Raw genomic sequence first — 26,413 nt, 5'->3', positions numbered from 1 at the left:
CCCCGCTCTTCCGTTCGGGCACCGCGTTAAAACTCTGCCCCTCGCTCGCTTTGGTTGTGTGTGTTTAGGCGGGTTCTAACCCGCCTTACCACTCACGACAAGCCGCGGCAGAGCACGGACTGGCACGTCAGCCTATGACCTCGTGCAGGCACAGCACGTTGCCTTCGGAGTCCGTGAACCACGCCGCCCGCTCGTTGCCCAGCTGGGCGATGTGGTCCACCGTGCGGAGGCCCTCCATCTCGAAGTCCTGGAACCGCACGCCGCGGTCCTCCAAGGTCTTCACCTCCGCCGGCAGGTTGCCGACCTCGAAGCTCAGTGCCGTGTTCTCGCTCTGCGAGCCCTCCGGCATCGGCCGGAGCCCGATGGCGCCGCCGGCGGCGGCGAAGTAGAGGGTTCCGTCTTCGCCCTTCCCCGTCTGCTTCAGGCCGAGGGCGTCCGCGTAGAAGTGGCCGGCGCGTTCACTGTCGGTCACCGGAAGCATCGTCGTGATGGTCGATTCGGTCAGCATGGCTCTCATGGTGCGCCGTCAGCTGCACCGGGTGTGACCTCGACTTTTTCAACGGTCGGAATTGAACGCGCGCAGTGTCCGCATCGCTTCGGCCAGTGCTGGGGCGTCGTCGCCGAGCGGGGTCAGGACGATCCGGCGCAGGATGTCCGCCGCCGCCGTGCGGGCCCGGTTCGCCACGTCCAGGCCGTGTTCGGTCAGCGACGCGAACGTGACGCGGCGGTCGTCGGGGCTGGGGATGCGGCAGATCAGGTCGGCCGCGACCAGGCGATCCGCCACCTTCGTGAAGCCGCCGCTGGACAGCGCCGCCTCGGTGGCCAGGCGGGTCATCGGCATCCGGTGCTCGGGCGAGCGCACCAGCCGCAGCAGGATGTCGAACGACGCGGGCGCGAGCCCGAAGCGCTCGGCGATCTCGCCCATCAGCCTGTCCTGGGTGGCCAGGTAGCCCTCGATGACCAGGCCCCACCAGGTGACGATCTCGTCGTCGTCGGTGTCCACACCCCGCACTTTACCGCAAAACTTCGCCGGATTATTTCTTTCGGGGAAGATGTCAGCCCGTTTGTACGAACCGTATACCGGACCTACCTACGATCGGGCGATGACTAACGAGGCACTACAGCGTGCTACCAAACTGCTGGACGCCGTCATCCTCGCCGACGGGCACAACGACCTGCCGTGGGAACTGCGGCAGCACGGTGGCCCGAACCCGGTCGAGGCGGCCGCGTCCCTCGACCTGACCGTGCGGCAGCCCGCTCTGCACACCGACTTCCCGAAGCTCGCCGACGGCAAGCTCGGCATGCAGTTCTGGTCGGTGTACGTGCCCTGCGAGTTCGAGGGCCACAGTGCCGTGACCGCCGTCCTGGAGCAGGTCGAGGTCGTCCACCAGCTGGTCGAGCGCTACCCCGACCGGCTCCGGCTGGTCACCACCGCGGACGAGGCCGAGGCCGCGTTCGCCGACGGCCGGATCGCGTCGCTGCTCGGGGCCGAGGGCGGGCACAGCATCGCCGAGTCGATCGGCGTGCTGCGGAGCCTGCGCCGCCTCGGCGTCCGGTACATGACGCTCACGCACAACTTCAACACCACCTGGGCCGACTCGGGCACCGACGAGCCGGCCCACGGCGGGCTCACCGAGTTCGGCCGCGACGTCGTGCGCGAGATGAACAAGATCGGGATGATGGTCGACCTGTCGCACGTCGCGCCGTCGACCATGCGGGCGGCGATCGAGGTCAGCTCGGTGCCGGTGATCTTCAGCCACTCCTCCTGCATCGCGGTGAACGACCACCCCCGCAACATCCCCGACGACGTCCTGGCCATGCTGCCCGGCAACGGCGGCGTCGCGATGATCACCTTCGTGCCCGCGTTCGTCTCGCCGAAGGTCGCCGCGTGGAACGACCGGCTCGAGGCCGCGATGGCCGAGGCCGGGCTGGAGTACCGGAACCTGGCCTTGCGCGGGAAGTTCATCCGGGAATGGGACGGGCCGACGAAGCCGCCGGCGACCGTGGAGGACGTCGTAGCGCACGTCGAGCACGCCCGCGAGGTCGCCGGCATCGACCACATCGGCCTCGGCGGCGACTACGACGGCGTCGGCTCGCTGCCGGAGGGGCTGGAGGACACGTCCAAGTACCCGGTGTTGTTCGCCGCACTGCTCGAGCGCGGGTGGAGTGAGGACGACTGCGCGAAACTGGCCGGCCGGAACACGCTCCGCGTCCTGCGGGAGGTCGACGGTTTCGCCCGTTAGGGGGTTTGAGGCAGCGCTCCCCGCACGCCGGACGGACACTGGGCACATGACGCACGCGCGCGGGGGCGCGGCCGACCGCCCCACCGGTCCCACCCACCACGACCTGCCGGGCACCGACGTGCCGGAAGGCGCCCTGGAACCCGCCGAGCTGCGGGCCGGCGACGTCCGCCCGGGCGCGGAGGAGGTGACGCCGGTGCGGCCGGCGCCGTCCCGGCCCGCACCCGCGAAGATCAAGCGCACCCGGATCAGCGGCACCTGGGTCGCGGTGATCGCCGGCCTGGTCGTGCTGGTCCTGCTGCTGATCTTCATCCTGCAGAACCTGGACTCGGTGACCGTGCACTTCTTCGGCGGCGAGGGCAGCCTGCCGCTGGCCATCGCCATGCTGTTCTCGGCCATCGGCGGGGCGGCGCTGGTCGCGCTGATCGGCGGAGCCCGGATCCTGCAGCTGCGGAAGCAGGCGCGCCGCCGCTAGACGATGATCGACGTCATCCCGAGCAGGGTGGCGCAAACGTTTTCGTCGCCGGACGTCCGGACGCGGCCGAGGTCGGCCGGGTTGCGGGTGCAGAGCCGCCAGAACGTGTCCAGGTCCGTCGTCACGGTGGCCAGCGGGGTGCGGGACGGCGGGGCGCCGCGGTCCACGACCCAGCCGTCGCGCTCACGGCGTGCGTGCCACTTGCCGTGGCCGGTCACGGTGTAGCCGACCTGCTTGCCGACCCGCGCGTCGACGTCCCGCAGGGTGTGCGGCAGCGCCCTCACGAACGTGTCCGCGATCGGCTCGGCGTACTCCGCCTCCAGCGGCGTGTGCTCCAGGGCCTCGCGGATCTGCACGTGGTGGACCCAGAACTCCGAGTAGTCACGGGCCGCGTCCAGCCAGCGCGGCGCGGGCTCGTCACCGGCCCAGCTCACCGGGACGCCGAGGACGTCGAGGTCCAGCTGGGCCCAGTACTCGGTCGTCTGGCCCATGAACTCGTACAGCATGGTGAGCAGGACGTCCGTCGACAGCCGGCGGCACGCGACGACCCACTCCTCGTTGATCCGGTCGATGAACCGGGGGAACGCCTCACCCGGCCGGGGGGAATCCGCCGCGTGCCCGTCGCGGCCGCGGGACAGCCGGCCGACCTTGTCGCCCAGCAGGTGGGCGGCGACGTCCTTGACCGTCCAGCCGGCGCACATCGTCGGCCGCGTCCAATCTTCGTCGGTGAGGGCGCCGAGCAGCGTCATCAGCGCTTGTTCTTCTTTGGAGAAGTACGGGAGGACGTCGATCGGCGGGCCCCAGCGCGTCGGACTCATGTGGCCATCCAAACACCGTGTTGTTCCGGGGCTTCGCCCCAGGCCGGGGGCTCCGCCACCCGGACCCCCGAGGGATGGGGTCATTCGGCCTACCCGCAGGTAGCATCAGCGCGTAACACAGAGGGGAGTCCGCCGGTGAACGCAGAGCGACCGAACGGCCGGGGTGCCGCCGACGACGTGGCCGACCTGGCTCGCCGCGCCGGTCAGCTGGCGGGCTGGGCCGCGCGCACCGGCTTCGCGCTCGGCCGCAAGCTGCCCGGGGTCGAGACCGCCGAGCGCGGCGTCCGGCAGGTGGAGCGCCAGCTGCTGACCGAGCTGCGCCGCCGGCTCGACGAGGTCGACGACCCGTATCACGCGGCGCTCACCGCGGCGTCGGCGATGAACCGCGCGACGGTGCCTCGCGAAGCCGCCGTCACGCTGGTGCCGGTGCGCGACAACCACGCCGAGCCGCTGCGCGCGGCGATGGCCGAGCTGCTGAACCACTCCATCGGCTTCGGCCGCGAGCGCGCCCGCGAGTACTTCTACGCGATCATCCTGCGCCAGCTGACGCCGGACGAGGCGCGGATCCTGTCCGCGCTGTCCGACGGCTCGCCGTTCCCCGCCGTAGACGTCGTCGAGCGGACCGGCCTCGGCGGCAACGGCCGGGTCGTGCTGCGCAACGCCTCGACGGTCGGCAAGGCGGCCGGGGTGTCGCTGCCGGACCAGGTGCCCGGCTACGTCACCCGGCTGATCGGGCTCGGCCTGGTCGACCTGGACGAGGAGGTGCCGTCGCTGGAGACGCAGTACGAGATCCTGCTGACCGACGAGACGGTGCGCGAGGCCGAGAAGCACGTCCGGCGCGCGAAGTTCGTCCGCCGGACGATCCACGTCTCGCGCCTCGGCGCGCAGTTCTGGCAGGCCTGCGACCCGAGCTGGGGTTAGCGGGATGGGGGCCTTCTTCGCCGGCATCGCCGCCGACTTCGCCCAGCACTGGCCCCTCTACGTCTCGATCCCGATCGTCGCGGCGCTGATCGGCTACGGCACCAAGCTGGTCGCGATCCGGATGATGTTCCAGCCGGTGGAGTTCATCGGCGTCAAGCCGTTCCTGGGCTGGCAGGGCATCGTCCCGAAGCGCGCGGCGCGGATGGCGAGCATCGCCTGCGACACGATGACCGAGCAGCTGATCAAGCCGGCCGAGGTGGTCGCGCGGCTGGACGCGTCCCGCATCGCCCAGGAAATCGAGAAACCGCTGCTCGCGGGGGTCGAGGACATCGTCCGCGAGGTGGTCGGCCACTACCAGCCGGGGCTGTGGGAGTCCCTGCCGGTCCGCGTGCAGCGGCTGGTGATCGAGCGCGTCCAGCACGAGTCGCCGCGGATGGTCGCGGCCGTTCTCGACCTGATCAAGTCCGATGTGGACAGCGTGTTCGACCTCAAGGGCATGGTGGTCACCAGCCTGGTCAAGGACAAGCGCCTGCTGAACCGGATCTTCCAGGAGGCGGGCGCGCAGGAGTTCAAGTTCATCGCGCGCTCGGGCCTGGTGTTCGGCGGCGCTATCGGCGTCGTCCAGATGGTGGCCTGGGTGCTGTTCAAGTTCCCGCCGATCATGCCGGTGTTCGGCCTGTTCACCGGCTGGTTCACGGACTGGCTGGCGCTGCGCATGATCTTCTACCCGATCGAGCCCCGCAAGTACTTCGGCGTGCAGTGGCAAGGCCTGTTCCTCAAGCGGCGCGCGGAAGTCGCGGAGGCGTACGGGTCGTTGATCGCGAAGGAGATCATCACCCCGCACAACGTCATCGAGGCGATCCTGCACGGCCCGCTGTCGGACCGCGTGCTGGCGTTGATCCAGCGCCAGCTCGACCGCGAGCTCGGCAGCGTCGCGAAGCCGCTGCTGGTGTTCGCGGTGGGCAGCCGCAAGTACCAGGACATGAAGCTGGCGATCTCCTCCCAGATCATGTCCCGCCTGCCGGAGACGATGCGCTACATCGAGGACTACGCGACGGACGCGATGGACATCCGGAACGTGCTGGTGTCGAAGATGAAGCAGCTGTCGCCGAAGGAGTTCGAGCGGCTGCTGCGGCCGGCGTTCGAGCAGGACGAATGGATCCTGATCGCGACGGGCGCGGTACTGGGCTTCGCGGTCGGTGAGGCCCAGGTGCTGATCCTGGAGCACCTGGCGGCCTGAGCGGCCAGGCGGGTGAACAACTCCACCCGAACGGCCGTACCCCCGGACGTATCCCCGGCGGCACCCTTCGCCTCTACTCTGCGTCGGGAAGACGGGAGAACTCCCATGGACGGGACCGCGGAACCGTGGCAGCAGGAAATCCGGCTCGCGCTGACCATGGTCGGTGGGGCCAGCCTGGCCATCTGGATGGGCGGGGTCGCCACCGAGACGTCGCAGCTGCTGCGGGAGTCGCGCAGCGCGGATGGCGGTGGGCTCTACCGGAAACTGCTCGACCTGCTCCGCGCGAGCGTGTCGATCGACGTCCTCACCGGGACCAGTGCCGGTGGGATCAACGCCGCCTGTCTCGGGCTGGCCGAGGCCTTCGGGTCGACGCCGCAGGTGCTGCGGGACACCTGGATCACCACCGGTTCGCTGGAAAACCTGATCCGGGACGCCAAGGAAGCGCAGCCGCGGTCGGTGCTCGACGGGGACCGCGTGCTGCTCGGGGACGTCGAACGGGCGCTGCGGCGGATCACCTCCGAAGGCGCGCCGCCCGTCGACGAACCCGACATCACCGTGCTGCTCACCGGCACCATGATCGACGGCGAGACCACCCGGTTCGACGACGCGCTCGGGAATCTGGTTCGGGACACCGAACACCGGATGCTCTTCCGGTTCTGTGGTCCACTGTGGACGATCGGGGTGGAGGGGCCGCTCGCGCTGGCGGCCCGCTCCACCGCGTCCTTCCCCGGCGCGTTCGAGCTGTCGCGGATGCCGATCGGCACCGGCGGCACCGACCGGCTGCACCCCGACATGACGCCCTACACCGAACTGACCCGCTCGCACTGGCTGACCGACGGCGGGGTGCTGCTCAACAAGCCCCTGCGGCCCGCGCTGCGCGAGATCTTCGAGCGCCCGTCGCACGCCGACGTGCGGCGGCTGCTGCTCTACGTCGTGCCGACCGGTGAAGGCGTGACCGACGCCGTCGAGTGCGATCCGGCGAACCCGCCGCTGCTGTCCAACGCCATGGCCAAGGTGGTCAACACCGTGATGAGCCAGTCGATCAGCGCCGAGCTGGACGACCTCACGCGGCACAACGACGCCGTGCTCCGCGCGCGGGACACCCGCGTCTCGCTGGCCGCGCTCGGCCTGCGCGGCGGGCCCGAGTGCCTGGTCGACGCGCGGATCGCGGCCGCCTACCTCGAGCGCCGGACCGCCGAGGACGCCGCCGAGCTGGTGCGGGTCGCCGCCCGGCGGTACGCGCTGTCCGAGGCCGGCACCCCGGACCGCGACTGGGCGTCCGGGATGTCGCGGCAGCTGCGCGCGATCGCCGTGACCGGGCTGAGCAGCGGCGTCCCCACCGGGCCACCGGCCGCCGGACTGCAGGTGCCGGAGCTGGTCGGCTACCGGACGACCGCGCTCGACGACGCCGTCGCGACCGGCCTCCAGCTGGTCAACGCCGGGTTCCGGCTCCGGCCGGACGCCGCCCGCGCGGCCACGCTCAACGACGCGCGCGCCCAGCTGCACGCGGCGCGCCGGACCGCCGGCCGTGGCGTGCGGCTGGCGCAGTGGGTGGCCGCGCACGCCGCGCCCGGCGCGAGCAGCACCCTCGAGGTGTGGATCCGCGAGCTCGCCGAGGAGTGGGCCGGGCTGGGCCGCTCGGCCGCCGTCGCCGAGGCGTGGCCGAAGGTGGTCGCGGGCCTGCGGGCGGCGGCGCCGACGTTGCGGGCGCTGGCCGACGCCGACCCCGGGAAGTCCGGCACCGTCACGACCCTGCTGAACTGGCTGGCGCTCGGCCCGGACGCCGCGGGCGGCGACGAGGTCGTCCAGGCGCGGCTGCTCATCCTGCACGTGGCCACGCGCGGGCTGCTCGCGCAGGCGCCGTCGGTCGACCAGCGGGTCGACCTCGTGCAGGTCAGCGCCGATTCGCGGACGCTGCTGGACATGACGCGGCGCCGGTCGTGGGACAAGCTGACCGGGATGCAGGCGAGCTACTTCGGCGCGTTCTACAAGGCGTCGTGGCGGGCCAATGACTGGATGTGGGGCCGCATCGACGGTGCCGGTTGGCTGGTCCAGTGCCTGCTCGACCCGGTCCGCCTCGAAACGCTGCGGGACATCGTCGGGCCCGAGCGGTTCCGCGACGAGTTCGTCGCCGCGCTCAAGCCGCTCTGGCGCAAGCCGGACGAGCTCGACCGGTGCACGCCGGCCGAAGCCGGGCAGCTGCGCGACCAGCTGACGGCCGAACTGGCGTTCCTCGGCCTCGACGCCGATCTCGAGCCGGTGGCCGCCCCGGACGCCGACCGGCCGATCAGCATGCCGGTGACGGCCATGGTGCTGGCCCGGACGCGGCAGGCCGAAATCGCCGCGGAGGAGCTCCCGGTCGTCACCCTCGCGTCGCGTTACGACGCCGACGACCGCCCGGGCATCGGGAAAGCGCTGGCCGGCGACCTGCCCCGGGTCGACGTCGGCGCTGCGCAGGCCCAGTTCCAGGCCTGCCGCGTCTCGGCGGAAAAGCTCGCCGGGGAGCAGGGCACCGCCCGGCTGACCCGGACGCTCGTCGCGCTCGGCGCCGCCACGGTCAACGCCGGGACGGTCGCGTTCCGGCTGCCCGGCGGCTGGCCGCAGACCGTCGCGGGCATGCTGCGGACCGTCGCCAGGAGCACGGCGAGGGTCTCGCAGGGCGCGTCCCGGCTCGGCACGGCCGGCTCGCTGGTGGCCGGTGTGCTGGCGCTGCTGGCCGGGCTGGTGATCGGCAACAACGGCGGCGCTGTCCTGCAGTGGGTCGGCCTCCCGGTCCTCGCGGGCGCGGCCGTCTACCTGGCCACGGCGCTGCTCACGACGGGCCACAAGGTGCGCTGGCTGTTCACCGCGCTGGGAGCGCTGGTCGTGGCGGCTCTGCTGCTGGCCGCGTTCCTGCCGCCGCTCGCGCGGCCGTTCTTCGGCTGGCTCGGTGACGTCGTGGCCGGCTGGCGCCGCGGCGAGGGCGCGGTGTGGTGGCTGGTCGTCTCCGGGCTGCTGATCCTGCCCGCGGTCGTGACGCCGGTGAGCGCTCTCCTGCGCCGTCTCGGCCATCGCCGCGCCCGCAACCGGGAAGCGAAGGCGGTCGTGCTCGAAGTGGCCCGGCGGCCGTCCCCGAAGACGGTGGAACGCGCTCCCGAACCGAGTTCGCGCTGAGCGTTTCCGGTCCGTCGCCTTGCGATCATCCCGATTTGGGTTCATCGTGCGGATAGGTCACGGGCCGTGCGTCCGCGCCCCGAGCGCGCGTGTGCCCATACGCCGGCCGGTTCAAACAGGTTTGTGTGACTGCTCACCGGGTACATCGCGTCCCCGCAGGTCATCACGGGGGTCGTGAGCTGCGTCGCTGGCAGGCGGAAAATTCTCTGTTACGTTTCCTGAGTATGTCCGTAACGCACTTGATCGAAAGCCCGACCAAGGCGGACGGCGCGGAGCTGTGGCGAATCGCGCGTGATTCCGCCAAGCTCGATCTCAACTCGCCGTACGCGTACATGCTGTGGTGCCGCGATTTCGCCGAGTCGTCGGTGGTCGCGCGTGAGGATGGCAGGGCGGTCGGTTTCGTCATCGCCTACCGCAGGCCGGACGCGCCGGACTCGGCGCTCGTCTGGCAGGTCGCGGTGGACAGCTCGCAGCGGGGGAAAGGCCTGGCCGGGGCCCTGCTCGACGCGCTGTACACGCGCCTGGTCGGCGAGGGGGTGCGTTACCTCGAGACCACCATCACCCCGGACAACGAAGCGTCCATCCGGCTGTTCGCGTCGTTCGCGAAGCGGTGGGACGCCGCAACGGAAACCAGTGTGCTGTTCGACGGCGAGGATTTTCCCGAAGCGGGACACCTGCCGGAAGAGCTATACCGCATCGGACCGCTGACGGTATCGACGAATCCGGGCGATTAGGAGCGAAAGAAACACATGAGCATCTTCGAAGAGCTCGAATCCGAAGTACGCAGCTACAGCCGCGGCTGGCCGGTCGTGTTCGACCGCGCGCAGGGCAGCCACTTGTACGACGAAAGCGGGAAGCCCTATCTGGACTTCTTCGCCGGGGCCGGCGCGCTGAACTACGGGCACAACAACCCGCGGCTGAAACAGGCCCTGATCGACTACATCCAGCGCGACGGCGTCACCCACGCCCTGGACATGTTCACCGTGGCCAAGCGCGACTTCCTGCAGACCTTCCGCGACAAGGTCCTCGACCCGCGCGGGCTCGGCTACAAGGTCGTGTTCCCCGGCCCGGGCGGCGCGAACGCCGTCGAAGCCGCGCTGAAGCTGGCGCGCAAGGTGACCGGCAAGGAAGCGGTCATCAACTTCACCAACGCCTTCCACGGCATGACGCTGGGCGCGCTGTCGGTCACCGGCAACTCGATGAAGCGCGGCGGCGCCGGCGTTCCGCTGGTGCACGCCACCCCGATGCCGTACGACAAGTACTTCGACGGTGCGATGCCGGACTTCCTGTACTTCGAGAAGCTTCTCGAAGATTCCGGCAGCGGGCTCAACGAGCCGGCCGCGGTGATCGTCGAAGGCGTCCAGGGCGAGGGCGGCATCAACGCCGCGCGCCTGGAGTGGCTGAAGGGCCTCGACGACCTCTGCAAGCGCCACAACATCCTGCTGATCCTCGACGACGTCCAGATGGGCTGCGGCCGCACCGGCCCGTTCTTCTCCTTCGAGGACGCCGGGATCACGCCGGACATCGTCTGCCTGTCGAAGTCCATCAGCGGTTACGGCATCCCGATGGCGCTGACGCTCATCAAGCCGGAACTCGACGTCTGGGAGCCGGGCGAGCACAACGGCACCTTCCGCGGGATCAGCCCGGCGTTCGTCACCGCCAAGGAAGCGATCGACGTCTACTGGAGCGACGACGAGCTCGAGAAGTCGACCAAGGCGAAGGGCGAGCGCATCGCGACCGCGTTCAGCGGCATCATCGAGGCCTACCCGGAAGCGAACCTGCTCGCCAAGGGCCGCGGCCTCGCGCGCGGCATCGAGTTCGCCAGCGGCGACCTGGCCGGCCGGGTCTGCGCGGAAGCGTTCGCCCGCGGCCTGCTGATGGAAACCTCCGGCCCCGACGGCGAAGTGATGAAGCTGCTGCCGCCGTTGACGCTGACCGACGACGAGCTGACGCAGGGCCTGTCGATCATCGACGAGTCCGTCAAGGCCGTCCTGACCAAGTAAGGGAGATCGCCCGTGCTCGTCCGCACACTCGACGAGATCACCGACACCGACGCCGACATCAAGACCGAGAACTGGCGCAGCAAGCGGATCATCCTCGCCAAGGAGGGCGTCGGCTTCTCGGTGCACGAGACCACGCTGTACGCGGGGACGGTCAACGACTTCTGGTACGCCAACCACATCGAGGCGGTGTTCATCACCTCCGGCGAGGGCGAGATCGAGGATCTGGCCACCGGCAAGGTGTACGAGCTCAAGCCCGGCACGCTCTACCTGCTCAACGACCACGACAAGCACCAGGTCCGGCCGAAGACCGAGATCAAGTGCGTGTGCGTGTTCAACCCGCCGGTGACGGGCCGCGAGGTGCACGACGAGAACGGCGTGTACCCGCTGATCACCGAGTAAGTACCGGAGAGGAAACAGGAGGCGAAGCCCGTGACGCTGACGGACACCCGGGTCGACGACCGTTACCCGACCCGGATCACCGGTACGCCGGCGCACCTGCCGCGCGTGCACCCCACGGTGTGGGGTACCGAAGCCGACGGCCCGATCGACGCCGCCACGCTGGCGAACCACGAGACCAAGGGTTACACCGTGGTCGAGGACATGCTCTCCGTCGGAGAGGTCCAGACGTACTGGCAGGAGCTGGTGCGGCTGTCCTCCGACGAGGAGCTCGCCAAGGACGAGCGCGTGATCACCGAGGCGAAGACCGGTGAGGTCCGGTCGATCTTCGACGTCCACGAGATTTCGGGCCTGATCGCCGAGCTGGTGCGCGACCCGCGCGTGCTGGACCGGGCGCGGCAGCTGCTGGGCTCGGAGGTGTACGTCCACCAGAGCCGCGTCAACTACATGCCCGGCTTCAAGGGCACCGGGTTCTACTGGCACTCGGACTTCGAAACCTGGCACGCGGAGGACGGCATGCCGGCCCCGCGCGCGGTCAGCTGCTCCATCGCGCTGACGGACAACTACCCGTTCAACGGCGGCCTGATGATCATGCCGGGTTCGCACCGGACGTTCGTCCAGTGCGCCGGCGAGACGCCGGAGGCGAACTACAAGAGCTCGCTCAAGGACCAGCGGGTGGGCGTGCCGAGCGAGGACGACATCACCAAGATGGCGGCCGAACACGGCATCGACCAGTTCACCGGCCAGGCGGGCTCGGCCCTGTGGTTCGACTCGAACATCATGCACGGCTCGGGCAACAACATCACGCCGTACCCGCGCTCGAACATCTTCCTGGTGTTCAACAGCGTGGAGAACGCGCTCCAGGAGCCGTTCGCGGCGAGCACCCCACGGCCCGCGTTCATCGCCGGCCGCGACTCGACGCCGATCACGCGCTGAGGCTCTTGGCTTCGGTCTCGTCTGGGGCCCGGCCGGCGGATCGCGCCGCGCCGGGCCCTTTGCCGTGGGCAGGTCGCTGCGCCGGCCCGGGGAGCGGCGCGGCGCCGTCCGCCGGCCGGGAGCTTCGCGAAGCGCCTGACCCTGACCCGCCCGTGACGGACTCGGTGCGCCCTGTTACCGTGTCGCCACCGCGCGGGTGTGTGGCCCGTGCAACACGTCTTCGTCGACGGCCGGCGGCGGGTGCTTCGCTCGGGGTGAGCTCACCTGCCCGGTCGCCCTCGGTGGCGGACGGGCGGACCGGCCCCCTGGCGGCCCGGCCGGAAGTTTCAACGGCAGCCCCGTACCACCGGATCGGGACCGGTGGTGCGGGGCTCCGTCACGTCCGCGCCAATCGCAGGCGCGCCTGGCCCGGGCCGCGGAATCCGCAGCGTGACGAAACCTCCTGGTCCCGGCCCGGTGGGGCGGTATTCGCCGGCCGGTCATCACGGTAGGTTGACTTTTCCGGCGGGGGCGACGCCGGGGGACACCGTGGATCCGGGGAGGTGGGCGCGACCATGGCCCAGACCCGGCTCCAGCTGCTCGGGCCCGTTCAGCTCTTCCACGGCGACGACCCCGTCCCGATCGGCGGCCCCGGCGTCCGCGGCCTGCTCGCGCTGCTGGCGCTGCGGCCCGGCAAGGTCGTCGGGCTCGACGAGATCATCGACGCCCTCTGGGGCCACGACCCGCCGGCGACCGCCCGCACCATCGTCCACGGCAACGTCTCGCACCTGCGGCGGATCCTGCGCGACCTCGACGGCCCGCGCATCCTCACCACCCCGCCGGGCTACCGGCTCGACGTCGAGCCCGACCGGATCGACGTCCACCGGGCGCGCTCGCTGCTCGACCGCGCGTCGGTGGCCACGCCGGAGGTCGCCGCCGCGCTGCTGGCCGAGGCCCTCGCGCTGTGGCAGGGCCCGGCGCTGGGCGGGGTGCCCGACTCCCTCGAGGCGCCCGAGCTGGAGGACCTCCGCCTCGCCGTGCACGGCGCCCGCGTCGACGCCGACCTCGAACTCGGCCGGCACGCGGAGCTGATCGTCGAGCTCAGCCCGATCGTCCGGGCTGATCCCCTGGCCGAGCGGACGGCGGGCCAGCTGATGCGGGCGCTCTACCACGCGGGCCGCCGCGGGGACGCGCTCGAGCTGTACCGGACTGTCTCCCGCGCGACGCTGCGCACCCTCGGCGTCGAGCCCGGTGCCGAGCTGCGGTGGCTGCACGAGCGCGTCCTCAACGACGACCTCCCGGCGCGGGACGTCGTCGCCCCGGCCGCCGGTGCGGAGCCGGCGAAAGCGATTTCGCAGCTGCCCGCGGCGGTGCCCACCCTGGCCGGGCGCACCGAGGAGCTGGCCTGGCTCGACGGCCTGGTCACCCGGGCCGAGGCGGGGCAGACGACGATCGCCGTGGTCAGCGGCACGGCCGGGGTCGGCAAGAGCACGCTCGTCGTGTGGTGGGCGCACCGGGTCGCGCCGCGGTTCCCGAACGGCGTGCTGTTCGCGTCGCTGCGCGGCTTCGACCCGCACCACCCGCCGCTGGAACCGGCCGAGCTGCTCACCCAGTTCCTGCTCGGCCTCGGCGTCGAAACCGCGAAGATCCCGGAGCTGCTGCACGAACGCGTCGCGCTCTACCGGTCGCTGATCGCCGGGCGCCGGATGCTGGTGCTGCTCGACGACGCCCGCACCGCCGAGCAGGTGCGGCCGCTGCTGCCGCCGAGCGCGCGGACGATGACGGTGGTGACCAGCCGCTCGCGCCTGGACGGGCTCGCCGTGTCGAACGCGGCCAAGCAGCGCGTGCTCGGCACGCTCGCGCCCGACGACGCCGTGGCGCTCATCGAGGAACTGGCCGGCCCGGCGAGCCTCAACCACGCTCTCGCGCGGCTCTGCGGCTACCTCCCGCTGGCCCTGCGGATCGCGGGCGCGCGGCTTTCGGCGAGCGCGCAGCGGACGGCGGAGGAACTCGTCGACGAGCTCGGCAACGAACGCACCCGCCTCGCGGGGCTGCAGGTCGACGGCGCCGACGACAGCGTCCGCGCGGCGTTCGACGTCTCCTTCCGCGGGCTGCCCGGCGAAGTCGCCGAGACGTTCCTGCAGCTGGGCGCGATCCCCGGCGTGCTGGTCGGGCCGCACGTGATGGCCGCGGTCGCGCAGATCCCGGTGGCCGAGGCGCGGCGCCGGCTGCGCGCGCTGGCCGCGCACAACCTCATCACCGAGACCGAGCGCGACGTCTTCGTGCCGCACGACCTCGTCTGGCTCTTCTCCGCGAGCTCGCGGAGAAGGAACTCGGGGACAAGGAGCGCGACGAGGCGCTCGGCTGGTCGGTCCGCTACTACCAGACGGTGGCCGACCGGGCGCGGCGCCGGCTCGGCCGGGTCGCCGACCCGCTCGACTTCTCCGGCGTGCTCGCCGACGAGGCGATGCCGCCGCTGCCCGGCTTCGCCGAGGCCCACGACTGGTTCGCCGCGGAGTGGCCGAACGTCCTGGCCGTCCTCGACGCCGCGGCCGCCGCGGGCCGTCACGACGACGTCTGGCGCCTCGCCCGCCTGACGCACACCTACTGGGTCACCTGCCCGCTGCTGGACGAGTGGACCCGGATGGCCGACCTCGGGGTCGCCGCCGCCGAAGCCGCGGGCGACGTCGAGGGGCAGTGCTGGCTGCGGCTCGCGCGGTGCGAGATCGCGCTGACCTTCGAGCTGCCGGGGTTCGGGCTCGCCGACGCCGAGCGGGCGGCGGAGCTGGCCGCCGAGTCGGCCGACCAGTGGCTCCGGACGTCGGTGGACCTGCACCTCGGGCGCGCGCTGAGCCGGCTCGGCGAACACGACAAGGCGATCGAGCGGCTGGCCGCGGCCGTCGCGAACGCGCCGGACGTGACCCTGCGCGGGCCGGCGCTCAGCAGCTGCGCGCAGGCGGAGAAGCGGGCGGGCCGGCTGGCCGACGCGATCGCCCACCAGCGCGCCGGCCTGTGGATCGACCGCGAACTGGGTGACGACGACCAGGTCGTCGTCTCGCTCGACAAGCTGGCCGAGCTGAACCTGCGGGCCGGGGACCACGAGGCCGCCGAGCGGTACGCCTGGGAGGCGATCGACCTGGCGATCAGCCGCGAGTTCGTCGCGCGCGAAGGGGCGTTGCGGCTGACGCTGGGCCGGGTGCTGCGGGCCCGCGGCGACATCGACGGCGCACGGGAACAACTGGCGTTGTCGGTGCGCATTTACGAGCGCGTGCACCCGAAGCTCGTCGGTGAGGTCCGCACCGAACTCGCCGATCTGCAGTGAACCGGATTCCGACAGTTTCGCTTGGCCGGAATTTCGTTGCGAATGGGTCACGACCCCGCCCGCACGCTCAATCCTTAGTGGATTCTTAGTGGGCGCGGGCGGTGTCCGCGTAGGTTCGGCGGTGCCGGCAGAGCCCTAGGGGAGGGGCAGGCGGAGACGCCGGTGCCAGGCCCCGCGCGGGAAACTCCGCGTGGGACCCGGAGTCGCCAGGAGCGGCTCGTGGCGGCCCGGCCGGCCGACTTGGGGGTAGGCCGGCCGGTCGCCAGGCGGGGTTGCCGCGCCCGATCAGCCGACGTTCGCCGTGCAGAGCGCGATCGTCGCCCCGCTGTTTTCCGCGACCTTCTTGCCGTCGACGAGAATGGCGCACTTGATTTCGTTGCTGACCGTCGCATTGCGGGTGTCCGCGGTGAGCGTCAGCAGGTACGAGCCATTGTTGTAGGACGCCTGCCCCTGCCATGCGTCGGTGCTGGCCGGCGCGTTTTCGGTGCGCTGGTCGTTGAGGCTGCCGTAGCGCACGGTCGCGCCGCCGGCGGAGGTGACCTGGAACGTCACGGCGTGCTTGTCGGTGGCCACCGCGGGCAGGTGCAGCCCGCTCTCGCCGCCGCTGAAGAAGGTCGAGTACAGCAGCATCCCGGCCGCGGTGAGCAGCGCGGCGGCCGTCACGACGGTGGCACCGATCGCCACCCCGCGGTCACCCACGGTGCCCTTCTTGGCCTGGACCAGCCCGGCCACGGCCAGGACCAGCCCGATCCCGCCCAGCGGCCACGCGACGACCTCGAGATCCGGGACGAACGTGACGACCAGGGCGGCCACGCCGAGCAGCAGGCCGACGATCGCCAGGATGTTCCGTGCGGGCTTCGCATTGGCTTGACGACGCTCCGTGGCCGTCACCGGCGGCGCGGGCCGTCCGTGGCGCGCGGCGGCCTGCGGGTACTGCGGGTCGGTCATCATGCGAACCCCTTCGGGTGGGAGTGCGACGACGTTAACCCATAAGTGTGGCCCAGAACGAAATTGTTACATTCTGGAAAAAGTCATTGTCCCACCATTTGGGGTCAGGTATCGATATTTCCTGACATCACGGGCATGACGTGGCCTGGTGATCAATGGCAAGAATATCGGAGCTCCCACGGTTTTCGTGGCCGTTCGGCCCACGACGACCGTCGTTACCAGCGTTCAAGACGAAAGTTGCACAACGGACATTTCAGTCGAAAAGACTGACTTCCGGGGTGATTTCGAGGAGTTCGAAAACGGGCCGGCCGCGGCGTCCGTCGATCGTCGTCGTGCGCACGACGCGGAGCCGGGCGGTCACCGGGCGATCGAGGTTTTCCTTGATCTGGTCGAGCAGGTCCGGCGCCACCGCGCCCTGGATCGTGCCGCCCGACTCGCGGTCGAGGTAGAAGATCCGGCGCCGCGTGCGGACGCCGTCGAGCCGGCCGCGGACCGTCTCGTAGCCGACCTCCTCGCGCGACTCGCGGAGGCTGCCCTGCAGGATCCGCGCCTGCTCGGTGGTCATGCTGCGGGTGACCTGCTCGCCCGCGGTCGGGGTCAGCGCCATCCCGATGCCGGCGTTCTTCGCGACGGCGTTGACGATGTCGCTCACCGCGTTGCGGACGGTGTCGCGCTGGAGCAGGACGGCGTCGAGCGCGCCGTCGTCCGAGCCGTTCGCCGGCAGGAAGTCGCAGAGTTCCTTGACCGCGCGCTCGGACAGCGTCTCGATGCCGTCGACGATCAGGGCGTCGTCGGCCAGCGGCTCCGGGAAGCCGAAGAAGATCGCGTTGCCCGCCTGGCCGCGCTGGATCAGCGGCGCCTTGTCCCGGTCGGTCTGCTGGACCTGGGTGACCTCGCCGGACGGGTTCCGGATGATGTGCCCGATCTTCGCCGTCGCGTCCTGCAGGGCGCGGCTGATGTCGGAGAAGGTGTAGGCGTCGATGGTCTGCTCGCCGATCACCGAGACGTGCAGCAGCGGGGAGCGGGACGTCCGTTCGAACTTGGCGTTGGCCGCCATCGCCGAGGCGCGGGCCAGGTCGTCGAGCCACGTGCCGCCGGGGATCTCGTCGGCGATGCGCCGGAACTCGTTCCTCACCAGATCATCTCCGGGTAGCCCCTGCCGCCTTCGGCCCAGACCTCGGCCCACACGTCTTCGTCGCCGGGACGGCACAGGAAGCCGTCCAGCATGCCCCCGACCGGCTGCACCTGGTCGAGGTACATCGCCGGCTGCCCGACGATCACGCCGCGGAGCGTGAGCAGGCCGTAGAGCGCGGACCGGCCGGCGTCGTCAAGCCGCTTGAGCGCGCCCCACTCGTCCGGGATGAGGACGACGTCGAGGCCGCGCGGCGGGTGCGCGGTCCGGGTGATCAGCTCGCCGCCGATCCAGGCGCGGCCGGACGGCATGATCCGCCGGGCGACGCCGAGGTAGCTGTTGAGCGCGCTGAACAGGATCTCGCGTTCGTTCTGGTGCGGGGCGTCGAACACCAGGCGTTCGTAGACGTCGGCGAGGTCGCCCGCGTGCCGGCCCGGCGGCAGGACCTGCTGCGCCGTCCAATGGGGGAGCGCCACGCCACCCCTCCTCAGCCCTCGCTCACAGTGCGTAGCCGAACTTACCAGGATGGGTGTCAGCCACCGCGCCCAGGCTGCTGCGGCCACTGCGGGGCCTCTTCGGACTCCGGCCAGGCGGGCTCCTCTTCGGTGGGCCAGTCCTCGGCCTGCGCACCGCGCTGAGGGGGCAGGGGGAGGTGGCCCTCGCGGTGGCCGACGGGATCCTGTTCGTCGTCGTCGGGCGCGCCGGCCCGGCGATCGGGCGGGTGCTGCGCCCAGGCGGCGGGGATGAACTGGGTTTGCTCGGTCGAGAGCGGGGGCGGGGGCTCGTACGCCGGTTCCGCTTCGGGTTCTTCTTCGCGCGCGGGCTGGGGGCTCTTGGTGGTGCGCAGGACGAGCCACGACGTCAGCGCGCCGAGGGCGAAGGCGACGATCAGCCACAGCCAGATCTGCCCGAACAGCCAGAACATCAGCTCATCACCCCTCAAACGACCGTGATCTCGACACGCCGGTCTTCTTCGCCGCCGGTGGCCGGCCGGGTGTCGCCCAGCCCCCGGTAGGTCACGCGGTTGGTGGTCAGGCCGTTGGTGGTGAGGATCCGCGCGACGGCCCGGGCGCGGTCCCGCGAGAGCTTGAGGGCGGCACTTTCCCCGCCGGGACCGCGGGCGACGTGCCCGGTGACGCGGTACCGGAACCCGGCGGGCGCCTTGGCGAGGGCGATGGCAACGGATCGAGCGGCCTGTTCGCCCTCCGGGGTGAGCTTCGCGGTGTCGGGCTGGAAGGCGATCGGGGCTTCGGTGAGCATCCGATCGATCTCGGCTTGGACGCCGGCCTTGTCGGTGGGCGGAGGAGCCGTGGTGCTGGTGGTGGGCGGCGGGCTCGGCGTGGTCGTGGCCGGGGTCGTCGGCGTGGTCGCGGTGGTGCTGGGGGCCACGGGGATGACGTCGCCGTTGACCTTGGCGGCCCGGACGCCGTCGACGTTCTGCACGATTTCGAGGGCCCGCAGCGCTTGCCCGGGCGGGAACCCGCTGAGGGTGGCATCCCGGCCGTCGAACCGGACATCCCCGGTGGGCAGCCCGGCTTGGAAGAGAGCGGCTTGGGCCCGGGCGGTGAGGTCGCGTTCGATGCCGCCGGACCGAGTCCAGGTGGCGACCCCCGCGAGCAGCGCTGTGACCAGCACCGCAACCGGGACCACGAGGATCCAGCGCCGACGCATAAAGGGACTGTAAGCCGGGTGCGGCAGCTTGGCGACCTGAATCCGGGTGGTCATCCACAAGTTGTCCCCAGGGGAGTCGACATGTGGACAACTCGGGGGATCGTGTTCGGTTGGGCACTTTCTGTCGGAGGGCGGCGGTAGGCTGGAGACGGGTGGTTCCCCCTGGGAGGGTGGGCCAGGTCCGGGGGTGTTTTGGGGCGGGTTCGGGCGGCTGCGGTGTCGCGAATGACTCATTCGGGACGTTCGAGGGCGCCCGGGTCAGCGGAACTTTGCCGGCCCCTGCCGATGCCGGGTTGGGCTCCGGCGGAGGCGGTCGGTGCTGTTGTGGGGCCTGCTGGCCTCTGCTCGGAGGTGCCGCTGGCTCGGGCTGTCCCGGGTGCCCACCACCCCGAAGCTCGATTGTCACTACGGACGGTGGTACCGCGTCAAGGCGGGAAAGCGTGCCTTGACCCGGCACCACCGTCCGCGTGCCGGCTTCGGATCGGGGCGGCGGGGGAGGCCTGGGTGGGGTGCCGGTTGGGCGTCCGCGTCTCGTTCGGGTCGGTGGAATGCCTGCTGCTCCGGCTTTGGCGGAGCTCTGTCTGGGAGGGTGGGCCGGGCAAGCGCAGGGCCCCGCAAGCGCAGCCCAGAGGGACCCCCCAGCGCGCGCACCCTCACCCGCGCCGAAAGCCCCTATCAACAACCCGCGAAGGGCCTCAGCTTGCCTGCTGCCGCCGGGCGCTGTCCGTTACCTCGAGTACGTCCAACGGCACCAGCGGTGCCAGCTGCGGCCGCTTCGGGGACAGCCCGTCCCCCATCGACTCGCCCCTCAGCTGCCGCCGGATCCACGGCAGCAAATGCACCTTCGTCCACGTCAGGTCCGACCGGCGGGAGTCGATCCAGCGGTTCGGCGTCTCCTCCAGGGGCCACGGCTCGCGCCAATCCGACTCCACCGGGATCCCCAGCACCTCCGCCGCCTTCAGGGCGATGCGGCGGTGGGCCTCCGGGGAAAAGTGCAACCGGTCGTCGCTCCAGGCGCGGCGGTCGTGGAGGGGGCCCATGGTCCACAAGTCGACCATGCGTGCTCCGTGACGCTCCGCTATTGCCCACAGATTCGTGTTGTAGATCGCCACCTTGCCGCGCAGCACCGACATCACCGACAGGACCTTCGTGTCCGGGCCGTTGAACAGCAGCACCGGGATGCCCGCCTCGCGCAGCTTCGCCACGCCCTCCTCGAGGCGCTCCGCCACCGCGTCCACGTCCGCGCCCGGCACGATGATGTCGTTGCCTCCCGCACAGAGCGTGACCAGGTCCGGCTTCAGGTCGAGCGCGATCGGGAGCTGCTCGTCCAGGATCTCGTCGAGCATCTTGCCGCGCAGGGCCAGGTTGGCGTACTGGAAGTCACTGCGGCCGGCCGCCAGTACCTCGGCCAGGCGGTCGGCCCAGCCGCGGAAGGAACCGTCCGGCAGGTCGTCGTTGAGCCCCTCGGTGAAGCTGTCACCGAGGGCTACGTAGCTGTCGAATCCGTACACGTGGGTCCCCTTCCCATCCCTGCGACCGACACACCCCGACATGTAGTTGTACACCTCAACTAACCATCGGCCGCAAACCCGCTCCACCCCCGGGCGTTCAGCCTGCGGTAACAGTGTCTTATCTTGTCGGCCTTCTGCGCCTCTCTATTACGCAGTCTTCACCTTCCGCATGCCGTGAAACCGCACACTCGGAGGCAAACCCGGCACCCGATGTGGCGAAGATCTCCCTCCCCGGGGCGTCCCGCGCGCCATCCGGCAGGCTGGACACGTGTCCGGAGAACCCCGTGAGTCGCTCACGCAGATCCTCGGTGGCCGCCGGGGGGCGCTCGACGCCAGCATCCCGCCCGTCGGCTTCGTCGCCGGGTGGCTCGTGGCCGGTCAGTCCGTCGCCTGGGGCGCCGGGGCCGCCGTCGCGGTCGCCGTCGCGGTGGGGGTCTACCGGATCGCCCGTGGTGGCAAGGTGCGCGCGCTCGTCGTCAGCCTGGCCGCCGTCGTCGCGGCCGCGCTGATCGCCCTGCACACCGGCCGGGCCCAGGACTTCTTCCTCCTGCAGCTGATGTCCAATGTGGCCAGCGCGCTGCTCTGGGCGGCCAGCATCGTCGTGCGCTGGCCGCTGCTCGGCGTCGTCGTCGGCCTGCTGCTGGGCCAGAAGACGCGCTGGCGCCGCGACACCGTGCTGCTCAAGGCCTACTCGCGCGCCAGCTGGGTGTGGGTGCTCCAGTACACGCTGCGCGTGGTCGTCTACGGCCTGCTGTGGTGGGCCGGCCAGGTGCTCGCGCTCGGCGTGGCCCGGACGGTGCTCTCCTGGCCGCTCGTCGCGCTGACCGTCGCGGTCAGTGGCTGGGTGCTCTACCGGGCGTTGCCGCCGGAACACCCCGGCCTCCGCCTGGCGCCGGAAACCCGCTCGGACGACGTACCGGGGGCATAAGGCGGCCCCCGGCGAGGGGGGAGGGTCCGGGGGCCACTGCCTACGGTACCCGGACTCCCGGGTTCAGTCGACGGTTTCGCGTCTTTGCGCCGCGTTTTGCTCGAGATCCTTACGCCCGGGGCCGCGGCGTCCCCTCGCCGAAGGCGTCCACGGCGGCCAGCCAGGCCGCCCCGAGCACCCCATCGGAGCTGGTCAGCACCTCGAGCTCACCCAGACGGCGGCGCACCAGCTCCCCGACCGGGCTGGCGCCGGTGAGCACCGAGCCGACGAGCACGACCGGAGTCGACTCGCCGGGCTCGCGCGCCGCCAGGGCGTTCTCGGCCAGGTGCCCGGCCGCGCGGGCGACGATCTCCCGGGCCGCCGGCTCGCCCGCGTCGTGCGCCGCGCTCACCAGCGGGGCGAACCGGGCGAGCCGGACCGGCGGCTCCGCGTTGGCCGCGGTGATCAGCGCCCGGGACGCGGCCAGCCTTCCGGCGTCGTCGCGGACGTCCAAAGCGGACAGTCCGAGGGCCGCGGCCAGCACCGCCGACGGGAGCCCGTCGAGCGGCCGGCCGCGGCCCAGTGCCTCCAAAGTGGAGCGGACGGCTTCGCGGCCGAGCCAGAACGCCGACCCTTCGTCGCCGAGCAGCCAGCCGTAGCCACCGGTCGTGCCCGCGAGCCGCCGCTTGCGGATCCGGCCCGCGATCGAGCCGGTGCCGGCGACGACGACCGTCCCGTCCGGTGCCGAGGTCGCCGACGCGTACGCCACTTCGGCGTCGGCGACCGTCCGGACGGCACACGTGAGACCGATTCGCGTCCACGCCGCGTCGAAGACCGCCGCCACGCCGCGATCGCTCAGCTTGCTGACCCCGGCCATGCCGACGACGCACGCCCGTACGGCGCCGGGGTCATGGCCGCCGAGCGCCGCGGTGATCGCGTCCGCGATCCGGCCCGCGGCGACCTCGGGCGCGTGCGCGTTCGGGTTCGCCCCTTCGCCGCGCCCGGTGCCCAGCACCGCGCCGGTGGCGTCGACCAGTGCGGCCCTGGTCGACGTCCCGCCGGCGTCGACGCCGATCGCGAAGCTCACCTCGTCTTGGTCACCTTCAGCAGGCCGCGCGGGCTGTCCGGGTCGCCGCCGCGGGCCAGCGACAGGCCGAGCGCGATCCGCTGGATCGGCAGGATCTCCAGGATCGGCGCCAGCTCCTCGACGGTCTGCGGCACGTCGATGCGCAGCGCCGCCGGGGCCTGGGCCGACGCCGAGCCGACCGCGACGACGTCCGCGCCGCGCTTGCCGACGGCGTCGATCACCTCGCGCATCGCGTCGGCGCCGTGCCCGGCGCTGGTCACCGCGAGGACCGCGGTCTGGTCGTCGACCGCGGCGACCGGGCCGTGCAGGAGGTCGGCGCCGCTGTACGCGCGGGCCGCGAGGTAACTCGTCTCGGCAAGCTTGAGGGACGCCTCCAGCGCGGTCGCGTACGAGTAGCCGCGGGCGGCGGTGAGCACCCGGTTCACGAACCGGTAGCGGTCGACCGCGCGCTGCACGCCCTCGGTGGCGCCGTCGAGGGTCTGCTGCGCCAGCTCGCCGATCTTCTCGGCGTCGGCCGCCTTGCCGCCGCGCACCGCGTCGATCAGCAGGTACAGCGCCATCAGCGTCGCGGAGTACGTCTTGGTGGCCGCGACGGCCTTCTCGACGCCCGCGCCGATGTCGACGCCGAGCTCGGACGCCGCCCGCAGCGGCGAGTCCGGCGTGTTGGTGACCGAGACCGTCAGCGCGCCCTGGCGCCGCGCCGTTTCGGTGACCTCGATCAGGTCAGGCGAGCCGCCGCTCTGGCTGACCGTGACGAAAAGCACGTCCCGCAGATCCGGCCGAGCGCCGTACAGCGTGGCCGTGGACGGGGAAACCAGACCCGCCGGAAGGCCGAGGAGTACCTCGATCAGGTACTTCGCGTACAACGCTGCGTGGTCGCTCGATCCACGCGCCGCGAGCAAAGCGAACCGCGGGGGGCGTTGTGAGATCTTTTCCGCCACTTCGGCGATTTCCGCCTGACGCGCCACCAGTCCGGCCAGGACGTCCGGTTGCTGGGCGATCTCCGCGGCCATGTGCGCGCCGGGCCGTTGTTCGGTCATCATTTTCCTCTCCACCTCCGGCATTATGTACCGGACTCAGGCGGCGTCGGTCAGGTCTAGACCAATGTTATAGGGGCGGCGCGTTTGGGGAAAAGGGTACGTTTCTTACGGGGACGTGGCGTGCGATGAGGGAAGACATAGGGAGCCGGGCATGTTGGAGACCACCACCACGGGCGAGGCGGGCGCCGTCGCCGGGATGCGCGGGCAGCGCGAGCCCAAATACTGGGCGCTGAAACAGCACCTCCTCGACCTGCTGGACGTGCTGCCGCCGGGGTCGCCGATCCCGACCGAACGCGCGCTCGCCGGGGAGTTCACGGTCTCCCGCACCACCGTGCGCCAGGCGCTGGCCGACCTGACCGCCGAGGGCCGGCTGCACCGGGTGCAGGGCAAAGGCACCTTCGCGGCCGAGCCGAAGCTCGCGCAGCGGCTCCAGCTGTCCTCCTACACCGAGGACATGCGTAAACAGGGCCTGAAGCCGTCGTCGAAATTGTTGGAAGTCGAGGAAATGCCGGTCGAGGGCGACCTCGCGAAGCTGCTCGGCATCCGGACCGGCGCGAAAATCCTTCGTCTTCGACGACTTCGACTGGCGGACTCGCAGCCGATGGCGCTCGAGACGACGCACCTGCCGCTCGGCCGGTTCCGCGGGCTGCGCAAGCACGTCTCGGCCGGCGGTTCGTTGTACGCCGTTCTACGCGAGCACTACGGCGTCGAACTCGAACGCGCGGAAGAAACGATCGAGACGTCCCTGGCGGGGCCGCAGGAAGCGGAGATGCTCGGCGCGGACGTCGGCATGCCGGTGCTGATGCTGACCCGCCACTCGTTCGCCACGGACGGCAAGCCGGTCGAGTTCGCCCGCTCGGTCTACCGCGGCGACCGCTACAAGTTCGTGACGACGCTGCTGCCGTAACGCCTCGTGAGTGGTAAGGCGGGTTAGAACCCTCCTTGCCACTCACGACCTGCCGGGTTGACGGGGTGCTGCGGTGGCGGTGAAGGTGACCGGGTGACTGCCACCGAAGACACCGGGATCCGCTGGGGCACCGGCGCCGCGCGCGGCCTGCTGGCCACCACCATCCTGGGCTCCGGCATGGCGATGCTCGACGGCACCATCGTCAACGTCGCCCTGCCCCGCATCGGCGCCGAGCTCAACGCCTCCGTGGCGGGGCTCCAGTGGATCCTCGACGGCTACATGCTGGCCCTCGCCGCGCTCATCCTGGTCGCCGGTTCGCTCGGCGACCGGTACGGCCGGCGCCGCATGTACCTCGTCGGCGTCATCTGGTTCGGCGTCGCCTCCGGGCTGTGCGCCGCGGCGCAATCCACCGAAATGCTCGTCGCGACCCGGATCCTGCAGGGCATCGGCGGCGCGCTCCTGACGCCGGGGTCGCTCGCGATCCTCCAGGCGTCCTTCGCGCACGACGCCCGCGCCCGCGCGATCGGCGCCTGGTCCGGCCTCGGCGGCATCGCGGCCGCCGCCGGGCCGCTGCTCGGCGGGTTCCTCGTGCAGGTGTGGTCGTGGCGGCTGGCGTTCCTGATCAACGTGCCGATCGCGGTCGCGGTGGTGCTGATGGCCCGCCGGTTCGTCCCGGAATCGCGTGACCCCGACGCCACCGGGCACCCGGACTTCGGCGCCGCCGCGCTCGGCGCCCTCGGCCTGGCCGGGATCACCGGCGCGCTGGTCGAGGCGCCCGCCCGCGGCATCGGCGACCCGCTCGTGCTCGGCGCGGGCCTGCTGGGGATCGCCGGGCTGGCCGCGTTCGTCGTCGTCCAGCACCGCTCGCACGAGCCGCTGGTGCCGCCGTCACTGTTCGGCGACCGCACGTTCACCCTCTCGAACGCGCTGACCTTCGTCGTCTACGCGGCCCTCGGCGGCGTGATGATGCTGCTGGTCATGCAGCTGCAGGTCTCACTCGGCTACTCGCCGACGGCGTCCGGCCTGGCCGGGCTCCCGCTGACGGTGATCATGCTCCTGCTTTCGGGCCGTTCCGGCGCGCTCGCGCAGCGCATCGGCCCGCGCCTGCAGCTGGTCGTCGGCCCGATCGTGGTCGGCGTCGGGATGCTGCTGATGCTGCGCATCGCGCCCGGCGCGTCCTACCTCGGCACGGTGCTGCCCGCGGTGGTCGTGTTCGGGCTCGGCCTGGCGACGGTCGTGGCGCCGGTGACCGCGACGGTGCTCGCCGCGGCCCCGGACCGCTACGCCGGTGTCGCGTCCGGCGTCAACAACGCCATCGCCCGTTCGGGCGGCCTGCTGGCCGTCGCGGTGCTGCCGGCAGCGGCCGGGCTGACCGGCGAGGCGTACGCCGACCCGGTCGCGCTCACCGCGGGCTGGCGGACGGCGCTGGTCATCTGCGCGGCCCTGGCGATCGCAGGCGGCCTGATCGCGCTGGGCATCCACAACGGCGTCCTCGCGCCACCGTCGTCGCCCTCGCCGGACGCCAAGCCGGACGACGACTGCCCCCACCTGGGCGAGTGCTACCACTGCGGCGTCGAGGGCCCGCCGACGCACATCCGCCGGGGCTCCTCCGTCGCCGGCTCCTAGCCAAAGCGCCCCAATGAGGTTTTCTCAGTAGCGGCCGTGGTGTTCGTGATGGGTCAGGACGAGTGCTGCTTGGACGATGGCGCCGATGCGGTGTGGGCAGA

23 protein-coding genes and 1 pseudogene are annotated in these 26,413 nt (G+C 71.4%); 13 read left to right on the top strand and 11 right to left on the bottom strand.

Translation table 11 applies throughout. From position 1 onward, the window contains the following. Window positions 1–127: 127 nt before the first annotated feature. Both ACWEF6_RS38275 and ACWEF6_RS38270 read right to left on the bottom strand, forming a co-directional pair. Window positions 128–508 carry a VOC family protein gene (locus ACWEF6_RS38275; protein WP_449687420.1) on the bottom strand — a complete coding sequence of 127 codons (381 nt, stop codon included), beginning with the start codon at window positions 506–508 and terminating at the stop codon, window positions 128–130. 48 nt (window positions 509–556) lie between these two features. Further along, window positions 557–1,003: a MarR family winged helix-turn-helix transcriptional regulator gene (locus ACWEF6_RS38270; protein WP_449687419.1), complete on the bottom strand. Its 447-nt coding sequence runs from the start codon at window positions 1,001–1,003 to the stop codon at window positions 557–559. 100 nt (window positions 1,004–1,103) lie between these two features. On the opposite strand from ACWEF6_RS38270, the gene ACWEF6_RS38265 reads away from it, so the two are divergent. After that, window positions 1,104–2,243, top strand: coding sequence for a dipeptidase (locus tag ACWEF6_RS38265; RefSeq protein WP_449687418.1), 1,140 nt, complete (start codon window positions 1,104–1,106; stop codon window positions 2,241–2,243). A 46-nt stretch (window positions 2,244–2,289) separates the two neighbouring features. Then, window positions 2,290–2,715, top strand: a complete 426-nt coding sequence (locus ACWEF6_RS38260; RefSeq protein WP_449687417.1) for a LapA family protein — start codon at window positions 2,290–2,292, stop codon at window positions 2,713–2,715. Here the strand turns inward: ACWEF6_RS38260 and ACWEF6_RS38255 are convergent. Then, on the bottom strand, window positions 2,712–3,533 hold the full coding sequence (locus ACWEF6_RS38255; protein WP_449687416.1) for a maleylpyruvate isomerase family mycothiol-dependent enzyme: 822 nt from the start codon (window positions 3,531–3,533) through the stop codon (window positions 2,712–2,714). The two genes, ACWEF6_RS38260 and ACWEF6_RS38255, sit on opposite strands and share 4 nt — an antisense overlap. A 135-nt stretch (window positions 3,534–3,668) precedes the next feature. Between ACWEF6_RS38255 and ACWEF6_RS38250 the strand changes: the two genes are divergently transcribed. From ACWEF6_RS38250 to ACWEF6_RS38215, 8 genes and pseudogenes are all read left to right on the top strand, one after another. Further along, complete coding sequence (locus tag ACWEF6_RS38250) at window positions 3,669–4,454, top strand: Abi-alpha family protein (protein WP_449687415.1); 786 nt, start codon at window positions 3,669–3,671, stop codon at window positions 4,452–4,454. Window positions 4,455–4,458: 4 nt separating this feature from the next. Further along, window positions 4,459–5,694 (top strand): DUF445 domain-containing protein, encoded by a 1,236-nt coding sequence (locus tag ACWEF6_RS38245; RefSeq protein ID WP_449687414.1) that lies wholly within the window; start codon window positions 4,459–4,461, stop codon window positions 5,692–5,694. A gap of 105 nt (window positions 5,695–5,799) precedes the next feature. Continuing rightward, window positions 5,800–8,847: a patatin-like protein gene (locus ACWEF6_RS38240; protein ID WP_449687413.1), complete on the top strand. Its 3,048-nt coding sequence runs from the start codon at window positions 5,800–5,802 to the stop codon at window positions 8,845–8,847. Between the two features lie 179 nt (window positions 8,848–9,026). Next, window positions 9,027–9,581, top strand: a complete 555-nt coding sequence (ectA, locus tag ACWEF6_RS38235; protein WP_449687421.1) for a diaminobutyrate acetyltransferase — start codon at window positions 9,027–9,029, stop codon at window positions 9,579–9,581. A gap of 15 nt (window positions 9,582–9,596) precedes the next feature. Continuing rightward, the gene (gene ectB, locus ACWEF6_RS38230) at window positions 9,597–10,850 is read left to right on the top strand and encodes a diaminobutyrate--2-oxoglutarate transaminase (RefSeq protein ID WP_449687412.1); all 1,254 of its coding nucleotides are present in this window, start codon (window positions 9,597–9,599) and stop codon (window positions 10,848–10,850) included. 12 nt (window positions 10,851–10,862) lie between these two features. Then, on the top strand, window positions 10,863–11,249 hold the full coding sequence (locus ACWEF6_RS38225; RefSeq protein ID WP_310968817.1) for an ectoine synthase: 387 nt from the start codon (window positions 10,863–10,865) through the stop codon (window positions 11,247–11,249). A 30-nt stretch (window positions 11,250–11,279) separates the two neighbouring features. After that, window positions 11,280–12,182: an ectoine hydroxylase gene (gene thpD / locus ACWEF6_RS38220; protein ID WP_449687411.1), complete on the top strand. Its 903-nt coding sequence runs from the start codon at window positions 11,280–11,282 to the stop codon at window positions 12,180–12,182. Between the two features lie 554 nt (window positions 12,183–12,736). Beyond that, window positions 12,737–15,483, top strand: a pseudogene (locus tag ACWEF6_RS38215) (BTAD domain-containing putative transcriptional regulator). A 285-nt stretch (window positions 15,484–15,768) separates the two neighbouring features. Here the strand turns inward: ACWEF6_RS38215 and ACWEF6_RS38210 are convergent. The 6 genes from ACWEF6_RS38210 to ACWEF6_RS38185 all read right to left on the bottom strand — a co-directional run bounded on the left by ACWEF6_RS38210 (window position 15,769) and on the right by ACWEF6_RS38185 (window position 20,745). Continuing rightward, entirely contained in the window at window positions 15,769–16,434 is a 666-nt protein-coding gene (locus ACWEF6_RS38210) for a DUF4190 domain-containing protein (protein WP_449687410.1), read from the bottom strand. 250 nt (window positions 16,435–16,684) lie between these two features. Continuing rightward, window positions 16,685–17,566, bottom strand: coding sequence for a hypothetical protein (locus tag ACWEF6_RS38205; RefSeq protein WP_086852001.1), 882 nt, complete (start codon window positions 17,564–17,566; stop codon window positions 16,685–16,687). Continuing rightward, window positions 17,563–18,039, bottom strand: coding sequence for a DUF6932 family protein (locus tag ACWEF6_RS38200; protein ID WP_449687409.1), 477 nt, complete (start codon window positions 18,037–18,039; stop codon window positions 17,563–17,565). Before ACWEF6_RS38200 ends, ACWEF6_RS38205 begins: the two co-directional genes overlap by 4 nt. Before the next feature lie 56 nt (window positions 18,040–18,095). After that, window positions 18,096–18,488, bottom strand: coding sequence for a hypothetical protein (locus ACWEF6_RS38195; protein ID WP_449687408.1), 393 nt, complete (start codon window positions 18,486–18,488; stop codon window positions 18,096–18,098). A gap of 14 nt (window positions 18,489–18,502) precedes the next feature. Beyond that, window positions 18,503–19,234, bottom strand: a complete 732-nt coding sequence (locus ACWEF6_RS38190) for an OmpA family protein (RefSeq protein ID WP_449687407.1) — start codon at window positions 19,232–19,234, stop codon at window positions 18,503–18,505. A 695-nt stretch (window positions 19,235–19,929) separates the two neighbouring features. Next, complete coding sequence (locus ACWEF6_RS38185; protein ID WP_449687406.1) at window positions 19,930–20,745, bottom strand: SGNH/GDSL hydrolase family protein; 816 nt, start codon at window positions 20,743–20,745, stop codon at window positions 19,930–19,932. A 268-nt stretch (window positions 20,746–21,013) separates the two neighbouring features. Between ACWEF6_RS38185 and ACWEF6_RS38180 the strand changes: the two genes are divergently transcribed. Further along, a complete protein-coding gene (locus ACWEF6_RS38180; protein ID WP_449687405.1) occupies window positions 21,014–21,673 on the top strand; it encodes a DUF3159 domain-containing protein in 660 nt (219 codons plus the stop codon). A 109-nt stretch (window positions 21,674–21,782) separates the two neighbouring features. Here ACWEF6_RS38180 and ACWEF6_RS38175 read toward each other — a convergent pair whose 3' ends face one another. Continuing rightward, window positions 21,783–22,739, bottom strand: a complete 957-nt coding sequence (locus tag ACWEF6_RS38175; RefSeq protein ID WP_449687404.1) for an N-acetylglucosamine kinase — start codon at window positions 22,737–22,739, stop codon at window positions 21,783–21,785. Beyond that, window positions 22,736–23,782, bottom strand: coding sequence for an SIS domain-containing protein (locus ACWEF6_RS38170; RefSeq protein WP_310968802.1), 1,047 nt, complete (start codon window positions 23,780–23,782; stop codon window positions 22,736–22,738). Before ACWEF6_RS38170 ends, ACWEF6_RS38175 begins: the two co-directional genes overlap by 4 nt. Window positions 23,783–23,930: 148 nt before the next feature. Between ACWEF6_RS38170 and ACWEF6_RS38165 the strand changes: the two genes are divergently transcribed. Together ACWEF6_RS38165 and ACWEF6_RS38160 are read left to right on the top strand one after the other, a co-directional pair. Further along, window positions 23,931–24,686 carry a GntR family transcriptional regulator gene (locus ACWEF6_RS38165; RefSeq protein ID WP_086846871.1) on the top strand — a complete coding sequence of 252 codons (756 nt, stop codon included), beginning with the start codon at window positions 23,931–23,933 and terminating at the stop codon, window positions 24,684–24,686. A 93-nt stretch (window positions 24,687–24,779) separates the two neighbouring features. Beyond that, window positions 24,780–26,312 carry an MFS transporter gene (locus ACWEF6_RS38160; RefSeq protein WP_449687403.1) on the top strand — a complete coding sequence of 511 codons (1,533 nt, stop codon included), beginning with the start codon at window positions 24,780–24,782 and terminating at the stop codon, window positions 26,310–26,312. Window positions 26,313–26,413: the final 101 nt, after the last annotated feature.

It is taken from the genome of Amycolatopsis sp. NPDC004772, assembly GCF_053601215.1.
Note: the sequence above shows the minus strand (reverse complement) of the source record. Positions and strands in the feature narration are given on the sequence as shown.